This is a genomic window from Paenibacillus sp. Negev47 (assembly GCF_058313655.1).
Genome location: NZ_CM177754.1, coordinates 6,083,625 through 6,106,763 on the forward strand (window position 1 = coordinate 6,083,625; position 23,139 = coordinate 6,106,763).

18 protein-coding genes are annotated in these 23,139 nt (G+C 48.2%); 3 read left to right on the forward strand and 15 right to left on the reverse strand.

The genetic code is table 11. The features are described from left to right. Positions 1-58: 58 nt before the first annotated feature. From AC4G47_RS27420 to ftsE, 5 genes are all read right to left on the reverse strand, one after another. On the reverse strand, positions 59-1,387 hold the full coding sequence (locus tag AC4G47_RS27420; RefSeq protein WP_491103682.1) for a PDZ domain-containing protein: 1,329 nt from the start codon (positions 1,385-1,387) through the stop codon (positions 59-61). A gap of 64 nt (positions 1,388-1,451) precedes the next feature. Further along, positions 1,452-2,924 carry a S41 family peptidase gene (locus tag AC4G47_RS27425; protein WP_491103683.1) on the reverse strand — a complete coding sequence of 491 codons (1,473 nt, stop codon included), beginning with the start codon at positions 2,922-2,924 and terminating at the stop codon, positions 1,452-1,454. A gap of 136 nt (positions 2,925-3,060) precedes the next feature. Next, the gene (locus AC4G47_RS27430) at positions 3,061-4,341 is read right to left on the reverse strand and encodes a murein hydrolase activator EnvC family protein (protein WP_458124280.1); all 1,281 of its coding nucleotides are present in this window, start codon (positions 4,339-4,341) and stop codon (positions 3,061-3,063) included. A gap of 187 nt (positions 4,342-4,528) precedes the next feature. After that, complete coding sequence (gene ftsX, locus AC4G47_RS27435; RefSeq protein WP_458124281.1) at positions 4,529-5,446, reverse strand: permease-like cell division protein FtsX; 918 nt, start codon at positions 5,444-5,446, stop codon at positions 4,529-4,531. After that, on the reverse strand, positions 5,436-6,122 hold the full coding sequence (gene ftsE / locus AC4G47_RS27440) for a cell division ATP-binding protein FtsE (RefSeq protein ID WP_024631580.1): 687 nt from the start codon (positions 6,120-6,122) through the stop codon (positions 5,436-5,438). Before ftsE ends, ftsX begins: the two co-directional genes overlap by 11 nt. 254 nt (positions 6,123-6,376) lie before the next feature. Here ftsE and AC4G47_RS27445 point away from each other — a divergent pair, with 254 nt between their 5' ends. Beyond that, the gene (locus AC4G47_RS27445) at positions 6,377-7,810 is read left to right on the forward strand and encodes a VanW family protein (protein WP_491103684.1); all 1,434 of its coding nucleotides are present in this window, start codon (positions 6,377-6,379) and stop codon (positions 7,808-7,810) included. Between the two features lie 191 nt (positions 7,811-8,001). On the opposite strand, the gene AC4G47_RS27450 is transcribed toward AC4G47_RS27445, so the two are convergent. The 3 genes from AC4G47_RS27450 to AC4G47_RS27460 form a co-directional block, all read right to left on the reverse strand. Then, positions 8,002-9,540, reverse strand: coding sequence for an MFS transporter (locus tag AC4G47_RS27450; protein WP_491103685.1), 1,539 nt, complete (start codon positions 9,538-9,540; stop codon positions 8,002-8,004). Positions 9,541-9,612: 72 nt separating this feature from the next. Then, a complete protein-coding gene (locus AC4G47_RS27455) occupies positions 9,613-10,110 on the reverse strand; it encodes a polymer-forming cytoskeletal protein (protein WP_491103686.1) in 498 nt (165 codons plus the stop codon). Between the two features lie 14 nt (positions 10,111-10,124). Beyond that, positions 10,125-10,748, reverse strand: a complete 624-nt coding sequence (locus tag AC4G47_RS27460) for a YhbD family protein (RefSeq protein WP_491103688.1) — start codon at positions 10,746-10,748, stop codon at positions 10,125-10,127. A 199-nt stretch (positions 10,749-10,947) separates the two neighbouring features. On the opposite strand from AC4G47_RS27460, the gene AC4G47_RS27465 reads away from it, so the two are divergent. Beyond that, positions 10,948-11,727 (forward strand): alpha/beta hydrolase, encoded by a 780-nt coding sequence (locus tag AC4G47_RS27465; RefSeq protein ID WP_491103689.1) that lies wholly within the window; start codon positions 10,948-10,950, stop codon positions 11,725-11,727. Positions 11,728-11,920: 193 nt separating this feature from the next. On the opposite strand, the gene argH is transcribed toward AC4G47_RS27465, so the two are convergent. The 7 genes from argH to argC all read right to left on the reverse strand — a co-directional run bounded on the left by argH (position 11,921) and on the right by argC (position 21,344). After that, a complete protein-coding gene (argH, locus tag AC4G47_RS27470; RefSeq protein WP_491106811.1) occupies positions 11,921-13,324 on the reverse strand; it encodes an argininosuccinate lyase in 1,404 nt (467 codons plus the stop codon). A gap of 106 nt (positions 13,325-13,430) precedes the next feature. Then, entirely contained in the window at positions 13,431-14,666 is a 1,236-nt protein-coding gene (locus AC4G47_RS27475) for an argininosuccinate synthase (RefSeq protein ID WP_017692004.1), read from the reverse strand. A 287-nt stretch (positions 14,667-14,953) separates the two neighbouring features. Then, positions 14,954-15,919, reverse strand: coding sequence for an ornithine carbamoyltransferase (gene argF / locus AC4G47_RS27480; protein WP_491103691.1), 966 nt, complete (start codon positions 15,917-15,919; stop codon positions 14,954-14,956). Positions 15,920-16,107: 188 nt separating this feature from the next. Next, complete coding sequence (locus AC4G47_RS27485; protein WP_491103693.1) at positions 16,108-17,361, reverse strand: aspartate aminotransferase family protein; 1,254 nt, start codon at positions 17,359-17,361, stop codon at positions 16,108-16,110. Between the two features lie 395 nt (positions 17,362-17,756). After that, a complete protein-coding gene (argB, locus tag AC4G47_RS27490) occupies positions 17,757-18,596 on the reverse strand; it encodes an acetylglutamate kinase (RefSeq protein ID WP_491103694.1) in 840 nt (279 codons plus the stop codon). A gap of 331 nt (positions 18,597-18,927) precedes the next feature. Beyond that, positions 18,928-20,166 carry a bifunctional glutamate N-acetyltransferase/amino-acid acetyltransferase ArgJ gene (gene argJ / locus AC4G47_RS27495; RefSeq protein ID WP_491103695.1) on the reverse strand — a complete coding sequence of 413 codons (1,239 nt, stop codon included), beginning with the start codon at positions 20,164-20,166 and terminating at the stop codon, positions 18,928-18,930. 128 nt (positions 20,167-20,294) lie between these two features. After that, positions 20,295-21,344, reverse strand: coding sequence for an N-acetyl-gamma-glutamyl-phosphate reductase (argC, locus tag AC4G47_RS27500; protein ID WP_491103696.1), 1,050 nt, complete (start codon positions 21,342-21,344; stop codon positions 20,295-20,297). Between the two features lie 327 nt (positions 21,345-21,671). Between argC and cls the strand changes: the two genes are divergently transcribed. Next, positions 21,672-23,120, forward strand: coding sequence for a cardiolipin synthase (gene cls / locus AC4G47_RS27505; protein ID WP_491103697.1), 1,449 nt, complete (start codon positions 21,672-21,674; stop codon positions 23,118-23,120). Positions 23,121-23,139: the final 19 nt, after the last annotated feature.

The following is a 23,139-nucleotide window of genomic DNA, read 5'->3' on the forward strand; positions in this document are numbered from 1 at the left end:
TCGGAAATACCTTTTTCATTGCTTGATTTATGCAACATACTTCATCACGTATGCTTAGTTACATCTCTATGGACCCTTTATCACTGGCCACAGGGGCTGGCGGTAACGCCAATGGAGCTTCGTCCCTTTGTGGTTTTTTCAGGCGGGCAAACAACTTGAGATTAATGATATGGAATAGCGTCAGTGGACGTAACCGAATCGCCCAGACCTCGTGATTGTCCGGTGCCATAATGACCCCAAGCTGGTGATGCTCCCCTTCATAGATCGCTCGTTGCATGAACTTGCTTTCTCCTTGGTGATTGCGCACCTCAAGTTTGCAAAAAGCCGGGTTCATCCGCAGTGCACGATGCAACTCTTCCGGCGAATGAACCAACTTACCATTCACCTTGTACAACGTCTCTCCGGCTTCAATCCCCAAATCTGCAGCAGGACTCTCCGGAATAACAGCCAATACTTTCAACCCGTGCTGCGGATGAACAAATATCGGACTGCGATTTTGCTCTTCAAACGCGCTGTACCATACCAGAAATTCATGTCCAACAAATGCAATCAGCGCTGCAACCACCATGAGTGGAGACCACCATGCTGCAAGCAAACTGAACACGAGCAAGGTTGTCCCATAGAGCATCAATCGTTTTGACGAGATCTGCACCTTCTGGCCTGGAAGCATACTCTGCGTTACCTCACCAAATCCGAGCATGATCGGCAGCGCAACCAGCATGTAACTATGTCCTGCATTCATAAGCGGATTCCATGCCAGCTCTGCGCCCCCTCCTGTGACTGGAACAAGAACCAGTAGGGGAATGGCCCAGAACTGTTGCAGTTGATATCCGCCAACCAGTTTCCCGCGTTTTCCCTCGAAGAGAAGCGGTGATGCCATCGATACCCCCTGCATGCGTACCAGCATGGCTTCACCCATATGTAGAAGAGCCGCCAAGACAAGCAGTGCAGGCATATCCAGAGAACGTAGCGTCTCCGTGATACTGCCCAACCCACCCGATGGCTGCCAGCCTGAAGCCAGATTCAAACCAAATTGCAACACACCCAGCAACCCGGCCGCGTAGGCCAAGCACAGATATCGGATACGGAACAAGGACAGAACTAGCGTTGCAGCCCATATGCATATGAGACTTCCCAGTGTAAGATGTGCACCGAGAAATAGGGACACGATCGAGACAATGGTACCGATGAGTATGCCTCCGAGTACCGCACGAATCGTCTGTGTTATCGAGCTTTGCAAACGGACATGAAACAATTTACGCTCCTGCAGTAACTGACGATGATAGATCAGCGCAATCAGGATCACCGCAATATAATAAAACGGCTGAATAAACAACTGCAACAAAGCTTCCCCTAATGTAGTTAACCACGGCCATACCCATTCCATTGTGGTCGGTCACCCCTCTCCTTCAGCCGGTTCAGAAAAAAAGAAGGCTGAAAATCAGCCTTCTTTATGGCTTCGACACTGCGGACGAAATATCCTTTGAGACATTTTCGATCGCGCGTTTCAGCTGTGCATCATATTGAGGATTGGCAATACGTTCAATCAGAGCCGCTTCGAGTGATTCAGCGGTTTTCTCATCAATCTGGCCTGTAGCCTGAATGCCTTTTTGCTTCTGGAATGCCTTGACCGCTTCTTCTGTCTTCTGGTCGTAGTATCCGTCCACACGATCCGGTTTGAAATCGAGTCCTCTCAGCATCGTCTGCGCACTTTTCACATCCGTGCTATTGCTATCATATTTAAGTGGTAACTTCTCTTTGTTAATCGGTGCCACCGAGAAGTAATCCGGTTGGTCTACCGCAATATCCGGTTTGATTCCTTTTTCATGAATCCAGTCCCCGTTCGGTGTGAGCCACTTGGCAATGGTAATTTTCAGCAAGCTGCCGTCACCCATTTGCTTGTCATAACTCGTCTGTACGGTTCCTTTACCAAAGGAATTTTCACCGATCAACTTAGCGCCTGCTGACTGTTGCAATGCACCAGCCAAAATTTCCGACGCACTCGCGCTACCTTTGTTCATCAGGACTGTGATTGGATATGCTTTGGCTGATCCATTCGATTTACTTTGTTCCTTTTTGCCGTTCTTGTCTTCAACTTGCACAATAACCTTGCCTTTAGGAACGAACTGTTCAGCAATATCAATGACGACTTGCAGTACACCGCCTGGGTCATTACGTACATCGATGACCAGACCTTTCATGTTCTGCTTCTCAAGCTTCGCCAATTCTTCCTTGAAGCGATCACCTGTATTGAGAGAGAATTGGGTAATCGCAATAACGCCAATTCCGCCATCCTCCATGTGCGCATATACGGTCTCCAGATCAATGTCATCCCGTACAATAACAAATTCAATCAGTTCTGAAGATCCAGCACGTTTGACTTGTACCTTCGCTTCACTGCCCTTTGGACCTCTGATTTTGTTAACAGCCTTGTTCAGTTCCAAACCTTGCAGGGATTCTCCGTTTATAGACATAATCATGTCTTTCGCACGAATACCCGCTTTCTCGGCAGGTGATCCTTTGATCGGGGAAACAACAACGACGTTTCCGTCCTGTGAGGATACCTCTGCGCCAATACCGGTAAATGAACCTTCGATCGACTCTTCAAACTGGGCAGCCGTTTCCTGCCCCATATAGTTGGAGTATGGATCACCAAGGGATTCCATCATGCCGTTGATCGCACCGTCAACCAATTTGGTCTGATCCACGTCTTTATAATAGTTGCTTGAGATCAGATCCATCGCGGTTTCAATCTTCTTCATATCGTTCTTCTGCTGCGTATTGCCGGTTACACTGGCCAGCAAACCTTCGCCCGCTGTAGTCTGGCTCGCTATTCCTGGATAAGTCATCAATACCAGGGTTAGCATACTACCGCCAAGGAGACCCACAATGACAAGCAGTAGCGCCGATCTTTTCTTCATCATCCGTTTGTCACCGCCTTTAGTTTTGAAGCGTGTCAGATTCCATTGTTGCCGGAATCCATTCCCTAAACATGCCAGCTTAGTATATGTCTAGCTTGTACGGAATATGTTTTTTCCATTCGGTCTGGGGACAAGGAATTTACAGATAATTCATTGGATTGACTGCTGTACCATTGTCTCGTACTTCAAAGTGCAAGTGAGGTCCAGTAGAGTTCCCTGTGTTTCCTGACTCAGCAATGGTATCACCCTTGCTCACGGTGTCACCCTTGCTGACTTTAAATCCACCTTCGCGCAAGTGACCATATAACGTCCATAACCCGCCGCCATGGTCCACAATAACCGTATAGCCATAGCCGCTATACCATTCAGCCATAATTACGATGCCGCCAGAAGCAGCATAAACTGAGCTTCCCGTTGGAACAGCGAAATCAACACCGTTATGCATCTTACCCACTACCCCAGTAATTGGATGTGTACGGGGACCGAATGGAGAAGAAATGCGTCCTCCAGATACCGGTCTTGAGAAGATACCGTTACCGGATGAATATGTGACCTCACTGCTGCTATCCGAGCTGACTCTGGTTGGCGTCTTCGCTGCAGCTTTCGCCCGAGCGGCGGCTGCGGCTTTTGCTTTGGCTGCGGCGGCTGCCTGTTGTTCACGCAATTTATTTTTCTCTTGAAGAAGTGCCGAACGTTTGCTGGCAATCTGCATCAATACATCTTCCTGCTCTTGTGTCAGCTCTTCTGATTCTTCAATCTTAGCATCATATGAAGCGAGAAGCACCTGCTTTTCCGCTTCTTTTTCATTCAATTGGGACTTGCGCTGTTTCTTCTGTGCATACAGACTCTTGGCTTCTGCATATTGCACATCCAGTTCTGCCTTTTTGTCCACAACCAGTTGCTTGTCCGCTTTATGTTCATCCAGCAGATGCTGATCCTGATCCACGATCGTTTTGAGTGAATCCGCACGGGTCAGAAAGTCAGTGAAGCTGGTGGAGGACAACAATACATCCAGATACGATACAGCACCGTCCGTATACATCAGACGCACACGTGACTCCAAAAGTTTCTCCCTTGCAACAATACGTTCTTCTGCCGCTTGAAGGTCTTTCTTGGTTGTACGGAGATCTTCCTCCGTGTTCTCGATCTGCAAGGATACGCTGGCCAGTTCATCACTAACGACATTGATCTGTTCCATGACAACCTTCAGATAAGCATTGGTTTTGTTCTTATAATGCTGAGCTTCCTTTTTGTTGGAAGCGGCTTTTTTCTGCTCCTGCTTGGCAGTAGCTGCCTTGTTCTCCAGTTGCTGAATCTGCTGGTCAATATCACTGATGCTACTCTTGGCATATCCGTCAGAAGGTTGAAGCGTCATACCGGCCAATAACGTAAAGGCCAGCAGCGAAGCGGTTTTTTTCAAAATGATGATCCCCCATCCTATGATTTCACAAGAAAGCAACCTGCACAGGTGGTGAACAGCATGTTCTTTGCTTTCTTCAATCTTAAACGACTCCGTCTTTCCTACATATCGTCAAACAGCGTCCATGAATGAACCTGCTTTACCATTCTTTTCGACATATTCTGCAATTCGATCGTTGAAAACAAGTTTAAACGTTGAGTGATTTCCGAATGGACAGTGTACTTCCCAAAATACCTACCAGCACACCGAGTCCGATCAACAATGTTCCAAACAGTAGCCAGATTTCGCCGAGCGGAATCAAGTTAAGCATCTGCATGAATACATCCTGACCAAACGTGGCCATCAACTGGCTGTATCCAACGAACAGCACCCCAACCGTAATGACCGAGCCAATAAATCCAATGAGTGCACCTTCAATAAAGAAAGGCCAACGAATAAAGGTGTTGGTTGCGCCAACCAGCTTCATAATGCCGATCTCCCGGCGACGGGCCAGAATCGTTACGCGAATCGTATTCGAGATCAGGAACATCGACATCAGACCGAGTCCCCCGACAAAAATAAATCCGATATTACGGACTAGTTTCGTAAATTTGAACAATACTTCCACCGTTTCCTTGCCGTAGTTCACTTTCATGATCGGCTTCTCCGGGTGCTTTTCGTTCAAGGCTTCGATTTTTTGCGCCACAAAAGTCACGGTTTCCGGTTCAATGACCTCAACTTCAATGGTCTCCGGCAGTGGATTGTTATCCACATCGAAACCGCTAAGCACGTTATCTGCACTCTCTCCAAGACGTTCACGGAACTCCTTGAGTCCTTCTTCCTTGGAAACAAAACGGATCTCACTTACTTCTGGCATCGCGCTGATTTCTTCCTCCAGTGTGTTACGCAGGTTATCGTCCACATTCAGTTCGAGGAATGTGCTGATCTCCACCTGGCTATCAACCTGGTTCGCCATGGAATTTACATTGAGCACCAGCAACATGAACACGCCAAGAATCAACAGCGACACAATAATGGACATGATGGAGGCTACAGACATCCAGCCGTTGCGGAATACGTTTTTGAATCCCTCCCGCAGATGGCGCAAGAGAGTGCTAAAATTCATAACCGTATTCCCCTCTCATCTGATCCCGTACAATCTGTCCACGTTCAATGGCGATTACCCGTTTACGCATCGTGTTTACGATATCTTTGTTGTGGGTCGCCATAACAATGGTTGTCCCCCGGAAATTAATCTCATCCAGCAATTGCATAATGCCCCATGACGTCTCCGGATCGAGGTTTCCTGTAGGCTCATCCGCGATAATAACCGATGGGTTATTGACGATAGCCCGTGCAATGGCAATACGTTGCTGTTCTCCACCCGAGAGCTGTGAAGGTTCGCGATTTGCCTTACTCCGCAGTCCCACCAAGTCGAGCACTTCCATCACCCGTTTTTTGATATGACGCTTCGGCGCTTCAATAACTTCCATCGCAAATGCCACATTCTCAAATGCTGTCATCCGTGGCAGCAGACGAAAATCCTGGAACACAACGCCGATGTTACGACGCACATAAGGAATCTTTCTTGGCTTCAACTTACCAATATTAAATCCGTTAATGGATATTTGTCCTTTGGTCGGAACTTCTTCTCTGTACATCAATTTCATAAATGTCGATTTGCCTGCGCCGGACGGACCGACGATATAGACAAATTCATTGCGGTCGATCTTCACCGACACCCCTTGTAATGCGTGGGTCCCATTGGCGTAGGTCTTCCACACGTCCTGCATTTCTATCACATCATCACTTCCTGCTCACATAGTTAGCCATTATCATTTCGACACAATCCCGGCATTTCCTTTAAAAAGACCTGAATTTCATCAGGAAAAAATCCACGTCGTCCCTGTTTTGATGGTGAAGCATGGATTCATATGAAGTTTATTGTAACAAATTTGTTACCTATTGAGTACCCGAAAGTTTTCCTGCATTGGATCATATATATAGAAAGTGTTACAAAGTCGGGAACAACTGAAGTATAAAGGAGCGTACGGTTATGAAAAAAATACATCTGACGGTCATTATTCTATTCTCCATCCTCTTGATCGGCTCCGCGTCCTATGGATTGTTGTATATGTATGTGAATCAGCCTGCCATGCCCAAAGACGTCCATGTTGGTGGCTGGGCGGTAGAAGGGAAGGACCGTAAGGAGGTTTTGCATGCACTCGATGAACGAATCCAAAAGCTGGAGGACTGGCCTGTCACCCTTGAATTGACTGAACCTGACCCTAAGGCCATGACGTACAACGCAGCTCAGGTGGGAGTAAGCTACAACGTTAACCACTTTGAGTCCGCAATACAGCAGCTTCAGGAAGGTGATATATGGGAACGTGCATATGCACGATATCATTTTGCGAAAGAGTTCTCTCTGGATATGACCTACAACTTACGACCACTGCAAGAACATCTCAGCCCTGCCTGGGAAAAAGAAACCTTCGGTACACCTGCGAACGCTGTTCGCCGCATTACCGCAAGTGATCAAGTCCAGTATATCCCGGAAAAGGGCGTCCGCCGGATTGATTGGGATACACTTACAAGTCTCATTCAGACGGAGCTACATCGGGATTTCAGCGTACTGAACCCGGATGAGAAACCCGCCCCACTGCTGATCCAGATACCGCTGTATACGCTGAAACCCGAAGTAACCCTTAACTCCCTGCGCCAGGAAGGCATTGACCGGAAGATCATCCAGTTCTCCACGGGTCTTGGCAATAGTAGTGAAGGCCGCATACATAATGTCAGCGCAGCCGCGGAAGCGATTAACGGTATGATTTTGCCCCCGGATGCCGTGTTCGATTATGAGAAGGTCGTCCGTCAAGCTGAAAAGGATTATGGGTTTCGTGAGGCCCCGGTCATTATGAACGGAAGACTGACCCCCGGGATTGGGGGTGGAATCTGCCAGGTATCCAGTACGGTGTATAACGCAGCACTGTTGACGGGTCTCGATATTGTTGAGCGTCGCAACCACTCCCTGCCCGTCAAATACTTGCCGAAAGGATTGGATGCCACCTTTGCCTCGGGAGCCATCAATTTTCGCTTCAAAAACAATACAGGCAAGTCTTTGCTGATCCATGCCGAAGTGAAAAACCGAAGTTTGATGGTGAAATTTTTCGGCACATTCCCGGAAAACGTCAGCTATGCCCTTGAATCTCGCACCATTGAAACATTAAGTATTCCAGTAAAGTATGTATCCAGTAATGTACTGCCTGATGGTGCACAGCAGGTACTGCAAGACGGACAGCCTGGATATATTGTTGAGACGGTACGAACCAAGAGTGTAGACGGCAAAGTGGTCGAATCCAAAACGATTACACGGGATACGTACAAAGCCCAGGATCGTCTGATTGCCCGCTCTGGTCATAGCAGCTTGCCTGATCCACAAGGGCCTTCTGTGGTCGAGGACGGCATTAGCGATACGAAACAGCCTTAGGCTCAATCCATAATTCAGTCATTCAAGGATAAGCTGACCCTACTGAAAACAAAAAGACACACTTCTCGTCCCTTTTGAGGATACGCCAGAAGTGTGTCTATTTATGGTTTAAGATAGAAGATAGGTTATTCGAGTTGTAATAAACTACGATTAGCCGCTGTACCGTAACTTACAGTTTGCTAAATAAAGGATCAGTGACCTCCTGTGTATTCGCCCTGCTCTTCCCCTACGACCATCTTCTCTTTCCCCATGAAGAAGGACGCAATCAATGCGAGGGCAGCCGGGATCGTTGCCCAGGCAAATAACTGCACGATGGAAGAAGACAGTGCATGTGTGATGGTATCCAGCACCTGAGGCGGAATCGCCTGTCTGAGTTCTGGTGAGAGCAACGCATGTGGATCGGTCAGATTCACTCCCTGAGGCATACCGCCTGCTTCAGCAGCTGAACCGGCGAGGGCATCATTCATTTTGCGTGTAAATACCTGACTCTGTACGATACCAAAGATCGTAATGCCCATTGTCATACCGAGTGACCGCAAAAAGTTAAGTGTGGAGCTTGCTGCTCCGCGTCTTTGCGGTTCAAACGCATTCATGGCTGCATTGCTAAGTACGGAGAACGAGGCACCGACACCAAGACCAACCATCACCATGTATATGCGTATCGTCCAAAGGGAAGAATTCTCATCCAGCGTAGTCAGCAATCCAAGTCCAATGACAAGCAAGGCCAACGTAGGGATCATGATATTGCGATACTTGATTTTGGTCATCAACACCCCGCCCAAGGACGCGGTCACAACAGACCCCAGCATCATGGGCAAAAGTACGAGACCGGAGTTGGTCGCTTTACCACCAAGTACTCCCTGTATGAAGATCGGAATGTACACGGATGCTGTAATGAACGCCGCACCACTGAACATACCAATAACGTTACTGGACCAGTAGACCCGGTTGCGGAACATGCCGAAAGAGATAATCGGTTCCTTGGCTCTCGTTTCTGCAAACAGGAAAAGCAGCGCTAGTGCTACAAATCCGGCAAACAAGCCAAGAATCTGCCAGGAACCCCAGGCAAACGTCTTGCCGCCCAGTTCCAGGCCAAAGATCAGGCACACAACAGCACCGATCAGCGTTACAGCACCCAGCCAGTCGATCTGTTGAGATTGATGCTGATGAGACTCCTTGTAGAAGAATGCGATAAACACAAATGCAATCAAGCCGAGTGGCAAGTTGATATAAAATACCCATTCCCATGTCGCATACTGGGTAATGTAAGCACCGAGCAGGGGTCCAAATACGCTGGACAGCCCAAAGACGGCTCCAAACAATCCACCCAATTTGCCGCGTGATTCTGGTGCAACAACATCAAACATAATTGTAAACGCAATCGGCACAAGGGCACCTGCACCAATACCTTGAATCGCTCTGTACATCGTCAATTCCACAATAGACGTTGCCGTTCCGCACAGCGCCGAGCCAAGCATAAATACAATAATACCAAATACAAAAAACTTCTTCCGGCCATACATATCTGATAGCTTACCGAAGATCGGCATTCCGGCCATCTCAGCCACCATGTACGCGGAGGTCACCCAGACGAACTTGTCGAGCCCGCCCAGTTTCCCGACAATATCCCCCATAGCTGTTGCCACGATGGTATTATCCATCGAGGCCATGAGTATGCTGAGCAGTAACCCTGCCAGCACCAATCCAATACTGTTTTTACGTGCAACCATTGTACTCAATCTCTCCATTCACGCTCTATTCATATGACTGCATTAGTATATCCGAAAGGAAGTCTGCGTTAATCAGTCCAAAGACCGATTGCTTTGCGCTCGCTCTGTCAGGGTAAATGAAGGCGTACCGCCCAGGCCAATACTTTTCCAGAACCCATTCTGTTGTTCCTTACGACGAATATCAATACGCTCTCCGCCAATCTCTTTGGCCGAAGAAGAGGTATAAAGCCTGATTTCCACCGTTCCTGCATTTAGAAAGCCGCTGATCTTCATATTACCCTGTACATTCAGGGACTCGCATTGCACATCGCCCTCAATATCGATCACGCCGCCAATATCAATGCGCTCCCCATCCACTCTTCCACGTACAGTGCACATCCCGTTAATCGTTGCACTCTCGGAGCTCAAAGCACCGTGCATCTTCAATGTTCCATTCACTTCCATAGAGGTGCAGTCCAGGTTACCGTTCACCTTAGCCATGCCATCAATAGATACACGGTGAAACTCCCCGCCTGCCGTTTGACTTATGCCCGCTACGTTCAGATCATTTCGCTTATTTCGCTCTACCATAGATGACCCTCTCCTTATCCCAATTTGAGTTTTAATTCCTCCATAAATGTTCCCATGGGCTGCCTAAGAACCACCTTCACACCATTGTCAAAATAAAACTCCGTTCCTGCTGTCACCAGCATGAATGATGGGATACCCATCTTACGGGTAAGCACCAGTTCGCTGGGTTTGCCTGTGAAACGATAATAATGTTCAGACATGACATCGATCAGCAACTCACCCTCTTGCCGCGTAATGTCTCCACTCATTAACAACTTATCTAGAACATACAGCATCATAATCTGCTCCAAAGCATATTGCGGTTGTTCCCGACCTGCTTCTTGTAACAGATCCAGTGAGGTTTGTGAAACAATGTTTCGCTCTAATAGTTGTGAAGTAGACATCTCCACTTCGCCCAATGTAGGTGAGAACACGTCTGCCAGTTCATCCAGTGACAATCCGTCTTTCATGTTGAGAATCTTATCAATACGAAGCAATATCTGCTGTTTAGGAAAAAAGGTCTCTTGTCCGGTATAGGACGACTTCCGAATGAACCATTCTTCTGGAATGAGATTTTTCCGCTTCCAGCGGTATAACTGGCCGTACGAGATCCCTGTCAGGTCCAGCAGTTCTTTTTTGGAGATCAAATCATCCGTCATATATGGTCCCCCTTTATATTGAAATCAGTGTAACATAACATTGTTACGCTGTAAACTGATCTTGTTATTGCAATGGAAGAGCAATGCGTATAACCTGTTACATATAAACACTTTGGAGTTCTAGACATCCGAACTTCATCCCATCGTCTCATGTCAGAACACGTGGTTAACGAACTTATGAAAGGGGTTTCTTATACTCATGGCACTAATTAAATGTGATTTTTACTCCGATACGCTTGGATTAAGTACCAGCATGCATGTCATTCTACCGCAACAAACCCACAATCAGATCGGCATGGAGAATGTGACCGGCAAAGGACTGCACCCAACCCTGTACCTGTTGCACGGTCTGTCTGATGATGATTCCATCTGGCTGCGCCGGACTTCCATCGAACGTTATGTGGCCAACCTCGGGATCGCTGTTGTTATGCCACAGGTACATCGCAGCTTCTATACAGATATGGTAGAAGGCGGACGTTACTGGAGCTTTATCAGTGAAGAACTGCCCGCACTTGCTCGTTCTTTCTTCCCGCTGTCAGATCAACGGGAGGACAATTTCGTTGCAGGATTATCCATGGGTGGCTATGGCGCGTTTAAGCTGGCCCTTCGTAAACCGGATCAATATGCTGCAGCTGCCAGTTTGTCTGGAGCACTCGATATGTCTGCACATATGGATAGAAACGCATCCTCAGCATTGCAACAGACTGAGTTACAACGGATTTTTGGACCGCAAGTGGCTGGCACTGAGAATGATCTGATTCATCTGTTAAAAGAAAGCCAAGGCCAGCGGCCTCTGCTCTACCAATGTTGCGGAACGGAAGATTTCCTGTATGAGGATAATCAAACCTTCCGTCAAGCCTGTGAACAGACGGATTTCGAACTGACGTACGAGGAAGAACCAGGTGGGCATGACTGGGGTTATTGGGATGCGAAGATTCAGGATGTATTGAGATGGTTGCCTTTGCCCAAGCGGGACTAGTGGAGCATTGAGAGCTACTGCGGATAATGAAGACTGATACTCCAATGACAGAACAACGTTCCGCTTGCTGTTTGAATTGAATGTATCTAGATCGCTGTAATACAGAAAAAGCAGGCCGTTGAGAACGAAGTTCTCTGGCCTGCTTCTTTGTTGTACTGTCGTATCTGTAAGGATACCTATAATAGCGGTGGTATTAACCGCGGTTTGTAATCCATTGCTCAGTAATCTCCAGTACCTTCTCACTGCGTCCAATGGCATCAGCAACCTGACCTGCAGCCGTTCCGCCGTAAACATTACGAGCGTTCACTACCGCTTCCGGTTGAAGCACGTCATAGATCCGGTCATCAAACAGTGGTGAGAATTGACGGAATTCATCAATCGTCAGATCCAGTAAATACTTGCTGTTCTGGATGCAGTACAGCACCGTTTTACCAATCACTTCATGCGCCTGACGGAAAGGCAAGCCTTCGCCTACGAGGAAATCGGCAATATCCGTAGCGTTGGAAAAATCCTGGTTGACCGCTTGACGCATCCGATCTTTGTTCACTGTCATTGTCGCGATCATTGGAGCGAACAGTTGCAGCGCACCCTCCAGCGTCGCTACCGTGTCGAACATGCCTTCTTTGTCTTCCTGCATATCCTTGTTATAAGCCAGTGGAAGAGATTTCAGTACTGTCAGCAATCCGATCAGGTTGCCGTACACACGTCCTGTTTTACCACGAACGAGTTCAGGAACATCTGGGTTTTTCTTCTGTGGCATGATGCTGCTGCCTGTGCAGAATGCGTCATCCAGTTCAACAAAACCAAACTCCGTGCTGCTCCACAGTACCAACTCTTCGCTCAAACGGGACAAGTGAGTCATGATGAGGGAAGCGGCTGCCAGGAACTCAACGATAAAGTCACGGTCGCTTACTGCGTCCAGACTGTTCTCATACACGCCATCGAAGCCCAGTTGTTCCGCCACAAAATGACGGTCAATCGGGAATGTTGTACCCGCAAGGGCACCTGCGCCCAGTGGCAGGATGTTAATGCGTTTATAGCTGTCCATCAGACGCTCCGCATCCCGTTGGAACATGGATACATACGCCATCAGATGATGGGCGAACAGGATCGGCTGTGCCCGCTGAAGATGCGTATAACCCGGTACAATCGTATCGAGGTTATCTTTCGCTTGTCCGATCAGTGCTTCCTGCAAGGAATGCAACATGCCCACAAATCCAACCACGCGCTCGCGCAGGTACAAGTGCATATCCGTTGCAACTTGATCGTTCCGGCTACGGCCTGTATGTAATTTACCGCCTACAGGGCCAATCGTCTCGATCAGGTTTTTCTCAATATTCATGTGGATGTCTTCGTCCGATACGGAGAATTCCACTTCACCCGCACGGATTTTATGCAAAACGGTGATCAGACCTTCTTTGATGGTCTCTACATCTTCAGCCGGAAGAATGCCGCATTTGCCCAGCATCGTCACATGGGCCAGACTGCCCTGAATGTCTTCTTCAGCCAAAGCTTTGTCAAAATTGATCGATGCCGTATATTCCTCAACCAAATGATTGGTTTGTTTCGTAAAACGTCCTCCCCACAGCTTGCTCACGGTGAGTACTCCCCTTTCGCTCATGGACAAAGCCGCTCCTGCCAGATGTGCAAGAACGGCCTGCCTTATCATTTATATTGGTGTAGCTCTATGATGCAGGTTAAAATTAGTTCTTGTTTTGCTCCACGCCAGAGTTTACTTTCAAACGCAGTGCATTCAGGCGGATAAAGCCTGTTGCATCGCCTTGATCGTAGGCTTGCGTTGGATCAGCTTCCATCGTTGCGATGTCCGGATTGTAGAGGCTGACAGGACTTTTCACGCCTGCGCCGATGATGTTGCCTTTATACAGTTTCACACGAACCGTACCTGTAACGTTCTTCTGGCTTTCAGTCACCAGCGCTTGCAGCGCCAGACGTTCCGGTGCGAACCAGAATCCGTTGTATACCAGTGTGCTATAACGTGTGATCAGGCTATCACGCAGGTTCATCACTTCACGGTCCATCGTGATCGATTCCATTTTGCGATGTGCTGTGAACAAAATTGTTCCACCTGGTGTCTCGTATACGCCACGACTCTTCATACCAACAAAACGGTTCTCGACCATATCTACACGGCCAATACCATGTTTGCCACCCAGCTCGTTCAGTTGCTCCATCACTTGCAGTGGGCTCAAGCGCTCACCGTTCAGTGCAACACAGTCGCCTTGTTCGAACTCCAGTTCAACATATTCTGCTTGATCTGGTGCATCTTCAGGTGCACTGCTCAGCAGGAACATGTCTTTGTTCTCGTCAGCACTAGGATCGAACCAAGGATCTTCGAGCACACCGCTCTCATAGCTGATATGCAACAGGTTACGGTCTGTCGAGTACGGTTTAGCCGCAGATGCGGTTACCGGAATACCATGTTTCTCAGCGTAAGCGATCATCTCGGCACGTCCCGGGAACTGGTTACGGAATTCTTCCAAACGCCAAGGTGCAATTACGTTAATGTCTGGTGTCAGTGCAGCCGCGTTCAATTCAAACCGAACTTGGTCATTTCCTTTACCTGTAGCGCCGTGAGCGATGGCTGTAGCGCCTTCTGCACGAGCGATATCCACCATGCGTTTAGCGATCAGTGGGCGAGCGATACTTGTACCGAGCAGGTATTGTCCTTCATAGAGGGCACCAGCCTGGAACATCGGGTAGATGAAATCTTTAGCGAATTCATCGCGCAGATCGTCGATGTATACTTTGGAAGCGCCTGTTGCCAGTGCTTTTTCCTCCAAACCGTCCAATTCATCCTTTTGTCCAATATCCGCTGTGAATGCGATAATCTCTGCATCATACGTTTCTTTCAACCATTTCAAAATTACAGATGTGTCCAACCCGCCTGAATACGCGAGTACAATTTTTTCCTTAGCCATGTGTGGTGGTCCTCCCCAAGATCAGTTAAGTTAAACAGAGCCTTCATACACTGAATCCTACGAGCCAGAAAACCCTTCCGATCACTGTTATCCCCAGATTTTTTCATCCCTTTTATGACAAAGGGTAAAATCCGGGGATAAAGGTGAACACTTCGCTTCTTCAGGCTTTTTCTGTCTCTCCGTTTTTGTGTATGCTTCTTGTTTAATTAACTTTTTAAATTACATTATAGATGAATCTATCATCGCGAAATCTGCGCCTAAAATCAACCCATAAAGACAAACAGCATCTATTCGCTCATTAATGCAGCCATTAATGCTTTCTGTGCATGCAAGCGATTCTCCGCCTGATCAAAGATCAGAGAGTTCGGTCCGTCAATTACACCAGCACTCACTTCTTCGCCGCGGTGTGCTGGCAGACAGTGCAAGAACATGTAGTCCGGCTTCGCGCCTTTCATCAGTTTCTCGTCCACTTGATATGCCGCAAATGCCTGCTCACGAATCTTTTGCTCTTCCTCAAATCCCATGCTTGCCCATACATCCGTATACACGATATCTGCATCTTTGGCTGCTTCCTGTGCACTGTACGTTACAGTCACTTCAGAACCGCTCTCCTGTGCTATAATGCGCGCCTGCTTCACAACTGCGCTATCCGGCTCATAGCCTTCTGGCGTTGCTACAGCAACATGCATACCCATCTTCGCTGCACCAAGCATCAGGGAGTGCGCCATATTGTTGCCATCTCCGATGTAGGCCATTTTCAGACCTGCCAGCTTGCCTTTGTGCTCCAGCACCGTTTGGAAGTCCGCCAGTACCTGGCAAGGATGCGCCGCATCGCTCAGGCCGTTAATGACTGGAACATCAGCATGCTCTGCCAGTTCAGTTACATTATGGTGTCCAAAGGTACGGATCATGATGCCGTCCAGGTAGCGGGACAATACTTTGGCAGTATCATGTGTTGTTTCCCCGCGACCCAGCTGGATATCATTTTTGCTCAGGAAAAGTGCGTGTCCACCCAATTGGAACATGCCCACTTCAAAGGATACACGTGTACGTGTGGATGATTTTTCAAAAATAAGTCCGATCGTTTTGCCTTTCAATGGTTGAAAGGGCACACCGCTTTTTTGCTTGCCTTTAATCTCAATCGCGAGATCAAGCAGATAACGAATCTCCTCGGCTGTGTAGTCCGTGAATTCGATAAAGTCCCGGCCTCTCAGATCAATCTTTTGAATCTTTTCCGTCTGTTGTGCTGTCATCTATAACGTCCTCCTTATTTCCGGTTCCCTGCACCCGCATGGGCAGAAGAGAGAGCAGTATTCTCATCTTGTCTTAGTGCTTCTCAAGTTTATCTTCCGCAAGTTCACCGCGCGGCTACAGGGATTCATCATCTCATTCTGCTTCGAGGCCGGTAATGGCCCCGAGACAGAAAGGTTCTCATTTTATGTTAGGCTTTCGCCGCTACGTGCTCTTCGATCAATGTGGCTACCAAGGATACCGCCTCGTCGATCTCTTCTTTGCTCACGTACAGGTTCGGAAGCAAGCGAATCACATTCGGTCCTGCGGAGACAAACAGAATACCGCGTTTTTGCCCAGCAAGTACAATATCGCCTACCGGCTCAGCACATTCGATGCCGACCAGCAATCCCAGGCCACGAACTTCCTTCACAAAGGAATTACCCGCCAAACGATTCCGCAGGGAGTTCATCAGGTATTCACCCATCTCCGCTGCACGCTCTGGCAAACGATCTTCCAGCATCGTTTCAATTGTCGCAATGACAACGGACGAAGCGAGCGGTGTTCCGCCAAATGTTGTCGCATGACTGCCTGGCGTGAACGCATCCCGCAAGAAGCCTTTACCCAGCATCGCTCCCACAGGGAAACCACTGCCGATGCCTTTGGCAACAGTGAACACATCTGGCTCAATGCCGTAGTGCTCGTGCGCAAACAGTTTGCCTGTACGTCCCATTCCAGTCTGTACTTCGTCGACAATCAGCAGCAACCCGTGCTCGTCACACAATCTCCGTACATGTTTGACGAATTCCGGTTCGACCGGATATACACCACCCTCGGCTTGAACCATCTCCAGCATAATAGCTGCCGTATTAGGTCCAATTGCCGCTTCCAGTGCAGGAATATCATGCAAAGGTACAGTTACAAATCCGGCTGGCAATGGCAAAAATCCTTCTTTCACCTTATCCTGTCCGGTTGCTGTCAGTGTTGCGAGCGTCCGTCCATGGAAGGACTGGGCAAAGGTAATTACTTCATACCGATCCGTGCCTTTCACCTTCTGGTGATAACGACGGGCAACTTTGATAGCTGCTTCGTTCGCTTCGGCACCACTGTTACAGAAGAACACCGCGTCAGCGCATGTATTGGCTGTCAACAATGCTGCTGCTTTCTCTTGGCCCGGAATCTGGAATAGGTTGGACACATGCCACAACTCATCAATCTGAGCTTTCAGCTTAGCTCCGACTTTCTCCGGTGCATGGCCCAGACTAGTTACAGCGAGTCCGCACATGAAATCGAGATAGCGATTGCCCTGGTCATCCCATAACCAGCTGCCTTTACCTTTAACCAGACTGATTGGATAACGTGCATACGTTTGGAAAAGCGAGCTTTCCGTCTGCGCCGCTGCACCTGTTGCTGTTGCGCCCGCTACCGCTGTGCCAGAACCTGGCTGTTCGTTGCCTTTTGCCATCACCATATCACTCCTTATTGGTTGGTGCACGCCTAAGGTGAATTAAACATAACACTAAACCACTTCGATTGCCGTCCATCTTCCGAACGTATGCATACTTCCACTTCGATGACAGAACAACCTTCCGATCACTGTTATCCCCAAATTTCTTTGATTAATTGTTTAAATGTAGAAATCCGGGGATAAAGGCGAGATGATGCTTACGAAGTAGCTTTCTTTCAGAAAGCTTTTAGCTCCGCTTCTTCAGGTTATTTCTGCCCTCTCCGTTCTTGCTTTTTTTCTTCAGATTGGCTTTGCACTCTTCGTTATCGCGTTATGCCCAGATTCACAAAAATCGTGCACATATTTTTATATATAATATAAGGCTATTAAGAACCTAGCGCATCGAGAGCAAATTACTGCATACGGATAATTCTTGTTCCGATGATTTCTCCACCTAGCACACGGCTCAGGATTTGAGGTTCGCTGCCATCTACGATGACGACCTCACGTACTTGACCATGGATACATGCGATTGCAGCACGCACTTTGGGAATCATGCCACCATAGATTTCTCCGGTCTGGATCATGTCCTCAATCTCTTGTACAGATACGGATGGCAGTACTTTTTTCTCGCCGCCTACGTTCTTCATGATGCCAGGAACGTCAGTCACAACAATCATACGTCTGACTCCGAGATGAGACGCTACTGCACCCGCAGCTGTATCTGCGTTGATGTTATAGCGTTGTCCAGTTGCGTCTACACCAACTGGTGCAATAACCGGCATGTACCCCATGTTCACGATGCCTTGGATCATCTCTGCGTTCACACCAGTGACATCGCCTACCCAACCGATCTCTGCGTGGTTCGATACGGGCTTCGCCTGAATCAGACCACCGTCCACGCCGGATACGCCTAGTGCATGACCACCAACACGTTGAATCAAACGCACGATCTGCTTGTTGATGCTGCCTGCCAGGACCATCTCTACTACGTCCAGCACAGGTTCAGTCGTCTTGCGTAGGCCGTTAACGAATTCGGTTTCGATACCAAGCTTCGCCAGGTTATCCGAGATTGCAGGACCTCCACCATGTACGATAACTGGCTGCGTACCTTGAGACTGCAAATCACGCAAATCCGCAAAGAACGATTCTGGCAATGCTGCAAGCGTACTGCCTCCACATTTCATGACAAACATATGCTTCTCAGTGCCCGCTTCCGTCGCGGAACTATCATTTGGCAATGTTGAATTCATGAGGGCAAGCTCCTTTCGTTCATTTTTTTAAAAACAGATTTAACACTTAATAGATGCTTGACTGAAAGCGGCTGAACGTTACAGATCCGGATCGTTCTTTTGATCGCTGTTGTCTCCAGGTTTTTTTGATTCCCTTTTTAAAGGGAAAACCCGGAGACAAAGGCGCACGCTTCGCTTCTACAGAATCGATTCCGACTCCTCCACTGCCTTCGCCAGTTGTCAAACACAAAGGATGAGTTTAAATCTTATATATAATTTTCAACATATTTTACGAAGCAGCTTCTCTTAGGAAAGCTGCATTCTCCGTACCGTGTAAAAGTAATAATTCTTATTACGTGCGGTATGCCGCGTTAATTCGTACGTAGTCATACGTCAGGTCACAGCCCCAGGCTGTAGCCGTTCCTTCGCCGTGGTGCAGATCCACCACAATGCGAACTGTATCAGTCTGCAAATACGCCAGTGCCACTTCTTCGTCGAATACGACTGGGCGGGACTGCGCGAGTACCGAGATCTCTCCCAAACGGATATCCACCGTATCCGGATTCACCGGCTGTCCTGCACGTCCTACGGCTGCAATAATCCGTCCCCAGTTGGCGTCCGCGCCGAACATGGCGGATTTTACCAGACTGGAACCGATGACGGTTTTGGCAATCGCTTGGGCGGACTCATCACTTACCGCACCTGTAACTTCTACCTCAACCAGTTTGGTTGCTCCTTCGCCATCGCGAGCAATGGCTTTGGCCAGCACTTGGCACACATAGGTGAATCCGGCTGCAAATGCGTCCCAATCCGGGTGATCCATCGTCAGCTCTTCATTGCCTGCATATCCACTGGACATGGCTACCAACATGTCGTTCGTACTCGTATCACCATCGACGGTAATCATGTTGAATGTATGATTCGTTGCCTGCCGCAGCAGGCGCTGCAACGCTTCTGCACCAATGACCGCGTCAGAGGTCATGAAAGCGAGCATAGTCGCCATATTCGGATGAATCATACCCGAGCCTTTGGCGGCACCCGCAATCGTAACCGTCTTGCCGTTAACCATAACGGAGACGCAGGCTTCCTTTTTCACCAAATCCGTTGTCAGAATCGCTTGTGAAAATTGCTCCGCTTCATTCGACTCCTTGCCCAGTTGCTCCGGAAGCGCCTTGATGCCTGAATGCACAGCATCCATTTTGAGCAATTCCCCAATGACACCCGTAGAAGCCACAGCAACGTCCTCTTCTGCCACACCCAACTCACGTGCAGCGGCTGAACGCATTGCATAAGCATCTTCTTCACCTTGTTGCCCTGTACATGCATTGGCATTGCCGCTATTAACGATAACAGCTTGAAGGCGTCCATTGCTCAAGCTTTCGCGCGTTACTTTGAGTGGCGCCGCCTGAAACACATTCGTTGTATACACAGCTGCAGCTGTAGCTGGTACATCACAGCGGATCGCTCCAATGTCATTGCGAGATGTTTTTTTCAACCCGCAGTGAAGTCCACCCGTAGTGAATCCCGCAGGAGTTACAATTGTTCCATTCTCAACCACGGTAAAAGTCTGTTGCTCCACATTCGTTCCCATATCATATCCCCCGTATGCGTTCAGCTATATGCTGATGATCGCCTGCTTAACCTGGTCCGATCTCCCTAAGTGACTCCGAGAATGCACTTTTACATCGAATGTTCCAGTACCCTCATGAATTCCATTCCTTATGGATATACCGGTGTCATGTTCAGCCCGAGGTTCTCCTCCCATCCCATCATCAGGTTCATATTTTGAATCGCTTGCCCGGAAGCACCCTTCACCAGGTTGTCGATGACTGAAATAATCGTCAAACGCCCTGTGCGAGGATCCACCGCAAATCCGATATCACAATAGTTGGATCCATACACTTCCTTGGTCGAAGGCCAGATGCCCGGTTCACGTACACGTACGAAAGGTTTATTTTCATAATATTTGCGGTACAAATCCACGATCTCTCGGTCACTGTGTTCCCCAACGAGACTTGCATACATTGTACTCATGATTCCACGTGTCATTGGCACCAGATGTGTTGTAAAGGTAACCGTAACAGGCGTTCCCGTTATATTGCCGAGTACTTGCTCAATCTCAGGTATATGTTGATGTTTGTTGAGTTTATAGGCTTTGAAATTCTCGTTCATCTCTGCATAATGGTACGACAGATGAGTTCCCCGTCCTGCACCGGATACGCCTGATTTGGCATCAATGATAATGGTGGATGGATCAATCCAGCCTGCCTCTACTGCAGGAATCAGTCCGAGAAGTGTAGCCGTTGGATAACAGCCCGGGTTGGATATAAAATTCTGTCCCTTCACTTCTTCGCCATACACCTCAGCCATGCCATATACCGCCTGTTCCAGCAAATCCGCTGGGGGCGCCGGATGTTTATACCACTCTTCGTACACTGCCCCATCTTTCAGTCTGAAATCACCAGACAGATCAATGACCTTAAGCCCTGCTGCCAGCAGGCTTGGTACGAGCTTTGCACTTACGCCGGACGGGGTCGCTGTGAATACCAGATCCGCACGACTCGCAATTTCAGCTGAATCGACGCCGTCGAGTGGCCTGTGAATCACGTCCGTCAAATGCGGAAACCCATCTGCGATGGACTCACCACTGCTCGATGATGAGATCACCGATGTGATTTCAACCAGCGGATGGTTCTGGAAAAAACGAATCAGCTCCACCCCGCCGTAGCCGGTGGAACCGACGATTGCCACTTTTAATTTGTTATTCACTCTCGCTCCCCCAATCTCGATGTATGCGCTACTTGTGCTATGCCGATCCCTTAATAAGATCGAACACAGCAATTCCGTCGCTTATATGCATATTTGTGTATTATTATACGACTATGGTTATATAAATACAACACTCTATCATCAATTTCACATGGATTTCCATCCATTCCGACATATCTTTCTAACATCCGGGACGAATAGGTATACATCTGTTAAAATACGTATTAGTAGGAAACATTACAATCAGGGTCTCATTCATAACTAACCTGCTAATCAAGGACATATGAATAGATTCATGATGGTCATTATGAGACGTGGGGGACTATAGTGCATATCGAATCCATTTTACTTATTGTACTCCTGGGCCTGAATATTATTTTTGCCGCAGCAGTCGTTTTCTTCGAACGGAAGGATGCTAGCGCTTCCTGGGCTTGGCTGCTCGTCTTGAACTTTATTCCGGTATTTGGGTTTGTACTTTATCTTTTAACTGGTCAGAACCTGACCCGATATCGGCTTTTCCAGTGGAAAGAACGCAAGAAACTCGGGCTTGAGGAACGTATCGAGAACCAGCTTGCGCAGTTGCAAGATAACCGTACACCTTTCCGCAACCAGGCCACCGAGAGCAGTCAGGATATGATCTATATGAATCTGAAGCAGAACGGCGCTCTGTTAACCGAGGATAATGCAGTCGAGATTATTACGGACGGAACGGACAAATTTCAGCGACTCCTGGACGACATCGAAGCGGCTCAGGATCACGTGCACGTTCAATACTACATTTATAGAGGCGACCGTCTGGGCAAAAGAATTCGAGATACACTCATCCGCAAAGCGCGGGAAGGCATCAAAGTCCGATTACTGTATGACGCGCTCGGATCACGCCGTATATCAAAACGCTTTTTTAAAGAATTGCGCGAAGCAGGCGGTTTGGTTGAAGTCTTTTTCCCATCCAAATTCAGTCTGATCAACTTGCGTATGAACTACCGGAACCACCGGAAGATTGTCATCATCGATGGTAACCTTGGATACACGGGCGGGTTTAATGTTGGAGATGAGTATCTTGGCTTGAACTCGAAATTCGGTTACTGGCGTGACACACATCTGCGTATTCAAGGGAACGCCGTTCATGCGCTGCAGACCCGTTTTCTCCTGGATTGGAATGAAGCGTCCAAGCAACACGACACACCCTATGTTCCCGCGCATTTCCCTCATATCGAGGGCACAGGAAAGATTGCCATGCAGATTGTCTCCAGTGGACCGGATGCAGAGATCGAACATATCAAGAACAGTTATCTCAAGATGATTAACGGGGCCAAACAATCGATCCTGATTCAAACGCCTTATTTTATCCCGGATGCCAGTGTATTCGAAGCTATTCGTCTCGCGTGTCTGTCCGGCATTGATGTTCGCATCATGATTCCAAATAAACCCGACCACGCCTTTGTATATTGGGCTACGCTATCTTATATTGGTGAGTTGTTAAAGGTTGGCGCAAAAGTATTTATATACGACAATGGTTTCATTCATGCCAAAACGCTTATCATTGACAGCTTGGTTGCATCCGTGGGAACCGCCAATATTGACTACCGCAGTTTCCGGTTGAACTTTGAGGTTAATGCTTTTATGTACGATGAGACGATTGCGACAGCACTTGTACATACCTTTGAGCACGACCTGCATGTATCGCGAGAGATGACGCTTGAGGAGTACAAGAAACGCAGTCTGATCATCCGCTTCAAAGAAGCAATTTCCCGTCTGCTGTCTCCGATTCTGTAATAGTAAAAAAACAGGCACA